Here is a 4,587-nt window from a genome sequence, read left to right on the forward strand (position 1 = left end):
GGGGGCTTTTTGGCGGTTTGGCTGTTGTTCGCAGTATTTTCAAATGTAATTTAATTACACTTCGATGCACTATGATTAATTGAAGCTTAAGCTGGGCTGAACCCCGCATGGATACTAGGTTATTTTGAGTTATCAACAAAATCTGTGGATAAGCCTGTGGGTTGTCAGAAAAAACAGCCTGCAAACCCTTGGCCTATGGGCAACGGCCTTAAATTGCACTGTTTTGGTGTTTAAAAAATAATGTCATTAAAATCAAATGATTAATAAAAGCAATAGCCTTTTATAAATACGCCATGCAAGTTGCAAATTTGTAATAATTTGAAAGTGGCCACTTGTGTATTAATTTGACAATTTTAGTGAAGTTTGGTGTGTTTCTTGGGCGATTTGCGCCTTTAAGCGTTAAGGGGGAAAATTTCAGGTTGAGGGATGGGGATGATTTGTTATGGATATGATGGGCGCAGGGCTTCAGAGAGAATAAAGGTGATTGTTTGCTGCCTGATAGACTTCTTGGGTGTTTGCCGGCTTGTTAGCACTATTATCGGGCGTGCATATCGTGCCGCGCTGTTGAGCGGTGATAAGGCATAATCGCTGGAGCTTGGGCGATGACTTGATTAGAATGGCATGACTAACCACAAGGATATGTACGCGTGTCAGAATCTGTTTTTCAGCTTGAATCACAATTTGCTCCCGCAGGCGATCAACCCAGTGCGATTGCAAAATTAGTCGATGGCCTTGAGGCTGGGCTTGCCTGCCAAACCTTATTAGGGGTGACGGGATCCGGTAAAACCTTCACCATTGCCAATGTGATCGCCAAACTGGGGCGGCCGACCATCATTATGGCCCCCAATAAAACCTTAGCCGCCCAGCTTTATGGCGAGATGAAAGAGTTTTTTCCCCATAATGCGGTGGAATACTTTGTCTCTTATTACGATTATTACCAGCCCGAAGCCTATGTGCCCGCCTCCAATACCTTTATTGAAAAGGATGCCTCGGTCAATGCGCATATTGAGCAGATGCGCCTGTCGGCGACAAAAGCGTTACTCGAGCGTAAAGATGTGGTGTTAATCGCATCGGTATCGGCGATTTATGGTTTAGGGGATCCCGATTCGTACCTTAAAATGTTGTTGCACCTGCGCCAAGGAGATACGTTAGGGCAGCGTGACATGCTTAAACGGTTAAGCGAACTGCAATATACCCGTAATGATATTGAATTACAGCGGGGGACTTTTCGTGTCCGTGGTGAAGTGATTGATATTTTTCCTGCCGATTCTGATCGTTATGCGATTCGTGTTGAGCTGTTTGACGATGAAATTGAGCGCTTAAGTGAGTTTGATCCCTTAACTGGGCAGATCCTTAAACGTATCGCCCGCACCACTGTGTATCCTAAAACGCACTACGTGACCCCAAGGGAGAAAATCCTTGAGGCGACTGAGCAAATCAAGCAAGAGCTGCGCGAGCGTAAGCAATATCTGTTAGATAACAATAAGCTGATTGAAGCGCAGCGCATCCACGAGCGGGTGCAATACGATATTGAGATGATGGTCGAGTTAGGATATTGCTCGGGCATTGAAAACTATTCTCGCTACTTATCGGGCCGTGCCGCCGGTGAAGGGCCACCAACCTTATTGGATTATTTGCCCGCCGATGGCCTGTTGATCATCGATGAGTCTCATGTCACTGTGCCGCAAATCGGCGCCATGTATAAAGGTGATCGGTCACGCAAAACCACACTGGTCGAGTACGGCTTTCGTCTGCCGTCGGCATTGGATAACCGCCCACTGAAGTTTGAAGAGTTTGAGCAGTTGATGCCGCAGACCATTTATGTGTCTGCGACCCCTAATCCCTATGAATTGGAAAAAAGTGGCGGTGAGATTGTTGAACAAGTGGTGCGCCCCACAGGCTTGCTCGATCCCGAATTAGAAGTACGGCCCGTGGGGATCCAGGTTGATGACTTATTATCAGAGGTCGCCAAACGCGTCGCGGTCAATGAGCGGGTATTAGTGACCACCTTAACTAAACGTATGTCGGAGGATTTGACCGAATATCTCGATGAACACGGCGTGAAAGTGCGCTATTTACACTCGGATATCGATACGGTCGAGCGGGTTGAGATCATCCGCGATTTACGCTTAGGTAAGTTTGATGTGCTAGTTGGCATCAACTTGCTGCGCGAAGGTTTAGATATGCCAGAGGTTTCCCTCGTGTGTATTTTGGATGCCGATAAGGAAGGGTTCCTGCGCTCCGAGCGCTCGCTCATTCAGACCATTGGCCGCGCGGCCCGCAATGTTAATGGCAAGGTGATCTTGTATGCCGATCGCATCACGAATTCGATGGCGAAAGCCATGGGCGAAACTGAGCGGCGCCGAGAAAAACAACGAGCCCATAACCTCAAACATGGGATTGTGCCTAAGGGCGTGGTTAAACGTATCACAGATGTGATGGATATCGGTGACGGTCGAGGAGAGAGCCAAAATCAAGGTTCTTATGACAAGGTCGCGCAGGTGAGGACAAGTCATTATCACGCCGATGCTGCCCAGTTAAGCCATGATATTGATAAACTTGAAAAGCAAATGCATGAGCATGCTCGTAATTTAGAATTTGAGCAGGCGGCGGCGCTGCGCGATGAGGTTAAACGCCTAAGGGAACTGCTCATTCGCGCTTGATTAGCCCTTTATCGACAGGGCTAAGCATGTCCAGTAAGCGCATGTAGTTTCAACCCCCTTCATTGAGAGGTCTTAATGAAGACCACCAGAGCAGGGCCGACGCCCAGCGTAGGGGTGGCTTTTTATTTACCACTTGTTATTTACCACTTGTTATTTACCACAGTCGGTAACGTTGATAAGTCGGTACGTCAATGGCGTTGATGCAGCAAACTAGAAGGGCGCTAGGCATCGTCAGATAGCGCCAGCAAGCGCATTCTGGCGTTCAGGTGCGCGGTGGTTTTTTGCGCAGTAACATCACCGCTGCGCAAATTATGCCGCAGATCATCCCAACTAAATGCGCCTCGGTGGCCACCCGTGCACCTATCATCACAGTCACATCTTCGCTTGCGCCATAAAATTGCTCATGGGTCACTTTGAGGATAACTCCAAGTAGCAGCAAATAACCTGATTTAAGCTTGTGCTGAATATCCATAAGCGCGCCATAGGCAAACAGGCCATGGAGCATGCCACTTAAGCCCACATAGCCAAGTAACTGCGGATACCCTAGGTATAACCCTAGCCCTTCGAGTAAACACAGTAGCAAAAATAACAGGCTTACCTCCTTGAGCTGATAGTGAAAGTGGTGCAAAAACAGCACAATCCATAGCCCAGCTAAGTTCATTAACAAGTGCCAATGATTGGTATGCAATAAGTTGCCGGTGACGAGGCGCCACCATTGCCCCTGAGTGATCGCACTGCGTTGATAGGCTAACAGCTGATCGACAAAAGGCATGGCCAGCCCAGCAAGGTATAAGCCTATGCAGAGCACACTGACAAGCAGCGCTAGCCAGTAGGGGCCGAGCTTCACGCGCTAGGCTCAGTTGGAATCGCCGCGTCGGGGAGCGATGCCATGATAGTGGCTTGATTTTGCAGATATTCATCTAACCCGCGCTGCCGCAAATGGCAGGCAGGGCAATCGCCGCAGCCATCGCCTATCACCCCGTTATAGCAGGTCAGCGTTTGGTGGCGCACGAGATCTAATTGTTGATATTTATCGGCTAACGCCCAGGTTTGTGCCTTGTTGAGCCACATCAGCGGCGTGACAATTTGTAGCGGCTTATCCATCCCTTGCACCAGCGCCGATTCCATCGCTCTGACGAAATCGTGTCGGCAATCGGGATACCCCGAAAAATCGGTCTCACATACTCCGGTGATAATACTTTGGGCCCCTAATTGATAGGCATAAATGCCTGCAAGGGTTAAAAAGAGGATATTGCGCCCCGGAACAAAGGTATTGGGCAGGCCATTTTCCATTAACTCGTGGGAAACGGGAATGGCATCACGAGTGAGGGCTGAAATCGCTAACTCATTGAGTAAGGTTACATCCATCACTTTATGGCTGGTAATATTCAGACGTTTGGCTAGGGACTTGGCGACTTCAATTTCTTCGCGGTGACGTTGACCGTAGTCAAAGGTGATCCCATGCACTTCATCGTATTGGGTTAAGGCTTGAATGAGGCAGGTCGTCGAGTCTTGTCCTCCACTGAATACCACAACCGCTTTTGTTACCTGTGCGTTCGCTACCGCCGCGCGTGTGCCTATTGTATTTGCCATAAACCGATCACCACTGAGACTTACATAATCAAAGGAGGCCGTAGTGTAACCTAGGCTCAAGGCCTTGCAAACTCTTTGCGCCGGGCTTCCCCATAGCAATGCATTGTCAATGCACAGGACCTAGCGAGGCCAAAACGGAGCAACGCAAGATCCCTTATACGCAAGATCCCTTATAAAGTCGTTATCCTGCGAACAGCTTGCAGCTCGCTGGTAAATCCTCTATAAAGGCAGCCTCCCAAAAATGGAACCGCAGCATGCATTATCCTGTTAACGAAGTTTTTGAAACGATTCAAGGTGAAGGTGTCTTTACCGGCGTTCCCGCCATTTTTGT

General features: G+C 48.7%; 4 protein-coding genes and 1 pseudogene. 3 read left to right on the plus strand and 2 right to left on the minus strand.

The window, feature by feature from the left end; all coding sequences use genetic code 11:
* Window positions 1-647 precede the first annotated feature (647 nt).
* Together uvrB and ACRCZA_RS03470 are read left to right on the plus strand one after the other, a co-directional pair.
* Window positions 648-2,663, plus strand: coding sequence for an excinuclease ABC subunit UvrB (gene uvrB, locus ACRCZA_RS03465; protein ID WP_438673088.1), 2,016 nt, complete (start codon window positions 648-650; stop codon window positions 2,661-2,663).
* Window positions 2,664-2,738: 75 nt separating this feature from the next.
* Window positions 2,739-2,864 (plus strand): hypothetical protein, encoded by a 126-nt coding sequence (locus ACRCZA_RS03470; protein ID WP_438673089.1) that lies wholly within the window; start codon window positions 2,739-2,741, stop codon window positions 2,862-2,864.
* A gap of 61 nt (window positions 2,865-2,925) precedes the next feature.
* Here the strand turns inward: ACRCZA_RS03470 and rrtA are convergent, their stop codons facing one another.
* A complete protein-coding gene (rrtA, locus tag ACRCZA_RS03475) occupies window positions 2,926-3,510 on the minus strand; it encodes a rhombosortase (protein WP_438673090.1) in 585 nt (194 codons plus the stop codon).
* Window positions 3,507-4,256, minus strand: a complete 750-nt coding sequence (gene queC / locus ACRCZA_RS03480) for a 7-cyano-7-deazaguanine synthase QueC (protein ID WP_438673091.1) — start codon at window positions 4,254-4,256, stop codon at window positions 3,507-3,509. Before queC ends, rrtA begins: the two co-directional genes overlap by 4 nt.
* Before the next feature lie 254 nt (window positions 4,257-4,510).
* On the opposite strand from queC, the pseudogene ACRCZA_RS03485 reads away from it, so the two are divergent.
* Window positions 4,511-4,587, plus strand: a pseudogene (locus ACRCZA_RS03485) (7-carboxy-7-deazaguanine synthase QueE); the annotation flags it as partial.

Origin of the sequence: Shewanella sp. (assembly GCF_051658185.1) — a bacterium.
In the GTDB taxonomy this organism is placed as follows: domain Bacteria; phylum Pseudomonadota; class Gammaproteobacteria; order Enterobacterales; family Shewanellaceae; genus Shewanella.